The 3,060-nt window shown below is 47.0% G+C and carries 3 protein-coding genes and 3 pseudogenes; 2 read left to right on the top strand and 4 right to left on the bottom strand.

The window, feature by feature from the left end:
- The 3 genes and pseudogenes from B7L70_RS12785 to B7L70_RS12795 form a co-directional block, all read right to left on the bottom strand.
- Nucleotides 1–172 (bottom strand): annotated as a pseudogene (locus tag B7L70_RS12785) (ketol-acid reductoisomerase); the annotation flags it as partial.
- The gene (locus tag B7L70_RS12790) at nucleotides 150–446 is read right to left on the bottom strand and encodes an ACT domain-containing protein (protein ID WP_238376272.1); all 297 of its coding nucleotides are present in this window, start codon (nucleotides 444–446) and stop codon (nucleotides 150–152) included. The pseudogene B7L70_RS12785 and the gene B7L70_RS12790, both read right to left, overlap by 23 nt.
- Nucleotides 436–1,533, bottom strand: a pseudogene (locus tag B7L70_RS12795) (thiamine pyrophosphate-binding protein); the annotation flags it as partial. The pseudogene B7L70_RS12795 and the gene B7L70_RS12790, both read right to left, overlap by 11 nt.
- Between B7L70_RS12795 and B7L70_RS13110 the strand changes: the two are divergent.
- Nucleotides 1,469–1,795: a hypothetical protein gene (locus B7L70_RS13110; RefSeq protein ID WP_143701665.1), complete on the top strand. Its 327-nt coding sequence runs from the start codon at nucleotides 1,469–1,471 to the stop codon at nucleotides 1,793–1,795. The pseudogene B7L70_RS12795 and the gene B7L70_RS13110 sit on opposite strands and share 65 nt — an antisense overlap.
- Here B7L70_RS13110 and B7L70_RS12805 read toward each other — a convergent pair.
- A pseudogene (locus B7L70_RS12805) lies at nucleotides 1,796–2,323 on the bottom strand (PaREP1 family protein). It lies immediately after the preceding gene.
- A 132-nt stretch (nucleotides 2,324–2,455) separates the two neighbouring features.
- Between B7L70_RS12805 and B7L70_RS12810 the strand changes: the two are divergent.
- Nucleotides 2,456–3,060, top strand: a 605-nt coding sequence (locus B7L70_RS12810; RefSeq protein WP_081228490.1) for a hypothetical protein, incomplete at its 3' end; no start/stop codon positions are given.

Below are 3,060 nucleotides of genomic sequence, written 5' to 3' on the forward strand. Positions count from 1 at the left end.
GCTTAGCTAGGTCAAAACTTTTACCTGGCCTGACCCCCACAATGACCCTTAACTTACTATCCCTCATATTTAGTGCCCAAGCCCTACCCTGAATTCCGTAGCCGAGTACAGCTATTGTCCTACCCATGATTATTGATAAGTCGGCATCCCTATCTTTGTATATTTTTGCCATTACCCATCACCACCATATTCGCCTGTAATTCTATAGGCATATATTTAACATTTACTGTATCATAGAGCTTGTCAAGCTTATTACAAACCCACCTAACCTCGTCCTCCTCACCCCTAACTGCCATAGAAATCCTTATCACGGAATCGCTCATGTCAATAATTATGTGGTTAATAGCAATCTTACCCCTCCGGATGATATTCATAGCCCTAACCACGGCATCCAGGGGGTTCATCTCATTACTCATGGTTAATTCTATGGAGAAGTCATTTCCCATAACCATCACCCACGTATCTGAGGTTCACGTGAAACCCCTCGGGCATTATAACCTCCTCAAGCCATTTACCGGAGGGTACGAAGGGCAGTACGAAATCCCTCTCTCTATCGATTGTTATGTCGATGATTAATGGCTCATTATTCCTCACAGCCCTAGCCACCGAAGCCCTAAGTTCATCATAGTTACTAGGCCTAACACCCTCTATCCCATAGGCCTCGGCTATCTTCATGAAGTCGGGGTTAACGTTAAAGTCCACGGCAATTATCCTCCTACTATATAGCATAACCTGCCAATGCCTCACGAGCATCAATGTGGAATTATCGAATATCGCGACTATAATTGGCAGGTTGTACTCACGGACCAGGGCTAGGTTCTGCATTGTCATTTGGAACGAACCGTCACCATCAATATCCAACACAGGCACATCAGGCCTCGCTATCTTTGCGCCAAGGGCTGCGGGTATTCCGAAACCCATTGTACCAAGCCCTGCGCTCGTTATGAATGTGCCAGGTACATAAACGTCCCAGTGAAGTTCGCTCCACATCTGGTGACTACCAACCCCCGTTGTCGTTATTGCGTGTGGTGGCATGACCTCCCTCAACACCTTAAGGACCCTCCATGGCGCGAAGCCCTCAAAGGGTACTTTACTCCTGTACTCCTCATAACTCTCCTTAATACTCCTTAACCACCTTATGAAATCATCATGCCTTCTCTCCAGGGCCTTGGGCACCATGCCTATCATCATAGATAAGACAGCCTTGGCATCACCAACAATACCAACCTCCGGCTTCACGTTTTTTCCTATCTCGCTCCTATCGATGTCGATATGTATTATTTTCCTGCCTCTCCTGAACTCGTTGAAGTTACCCACTGTTCTATCACTAAACCTGGTGCCGACGGCTAAGATCACGTCAGCGTTTATTAAAGCAGCATCCGCTTCCAACCTACCGTGCATACCCGCAGGTCCCATGACCAGTGGGTGATTACCAGGCACGCAGTTCTTACCAGGCAGTGTCGTCACTATGGGCATGCCTATTAACTCAGCCAGTGTCAGTACCTCATTCGTTGCGCCGCTCCAGCATACACCACGCATAAACGATAAGAGGGAGGATTACGAACCAATAATAAGGCTCGCGAGAAACACAGGCTCTCAATTGATAATCGATAGGTTTAGACCGAGACCGTTGGTGATCAAGGTAATGGGTAATAGGCTCGGCCCCGTTAATACACCGTCCAGGTCCTGGTGGAGCACAGTCCTTAAGGACGTACTGACCCTATGCCGCGAATACGGCGTAGAGTGTATGAGTGCGGAGGATGAGTGGAGGATATCCAGAAGTAGGAAGCGGTGATTAGGACTTCAATTCGTTAAGTAGCTTCTCGGCGGTTCTGTAGTTCTCCTCGATCTCGTCGTCCCAATACTTCGATAAGTGTTCCTTAACTAACCTAAGTAATTCCCTAGCGACGTGTTGAATATCCCTAATAGCCTCCTCCCTCGTGGCATAGTCACTGGCGCCCTTGTATAGGCCGTTGTATGAGTACCTATGGAGGGCGAGCGCCGTCGACGTTAAATCAAGCACTTTATAACCAAGCTTCTCGAGCCTCTGCGATATCCCCTTTAACCCTGTGTTTGGCGCGAGGAAGCCCGCCTTCATGTACCACTCCCTCTCCTTATCATCCCTAGGCATTTTTTCGAGATTCGCCACCACGAGCGCGCTGATCATTGCTTTCCAAGCCATGAATACTTTACTTGCCGCATTCCTACTGAAACCCTCCTTAAGCAGTCTTACAGCTAACTAAAGCCCCTGGAGGCTCTCGATAATTCGAACCTTGATGTAAGCCTCCCTATACCCCTCAATTAACGGTATTTTGCCCTCCATCCACAAATCATTTACTGATTAATTCGATCCTAAATTAACTTTTAGTTCGGTTAACCCGTCGATTTATATTCCCTTGAGATCTCTTTAGAAACATTTATTAAACAGCTCACCATGTTGAACATCGGCGATTAGGTGGAACAGGTTGGTAATGAGGAGCAAATAATAAGGGAGATAATGAATGCGCTGTCGGGCTCCGCCCGTTATATGGCTGATGAAATCAGAAGCAGCTTCTCAAAATACGTCGATATTTACAAAGGCGTTTCAGGCTTTGAGACACAACAGGTTAGCCTCGGCACAGTTGAGGGCGACAAGAGGGTTTTTCTAATTCAATCATCAATCACGGAACCCAACTATAACCCAGGTAATTACCTAGTCAATGCCTTCAAGGGTTTCTTCAATATTAATGAGGACTTTTACCCAACATACCTAATGGGTGGCATTGAGTGCTACATGCAATCAACCCCAAGCTCACCAACTGGCGTCAAAGCAAGTGGCTCGATGCTCTCCGTATACAATGGCGTTGAGACTGTTGAGGATAAGGATATGGGGCAGGTAATCTGCGCCAAAAAGGCAAGTATTAGATTCTCCAGTGAGGTTTCCACAGAGGTCGATGTTAACCCAGCCGATATATTCAAGGCATCCATGGACGTGATAAACAACGTTAGAGGCAAGTTCGGCAACATGCGTGACGATTTCGTGAGCACCTACGGTTTTGAACCTGGTGATATTACGTTGAC

It is taken from the genome of Vulcanisaeta sp. EB80, from assembly GCF_002078205.2.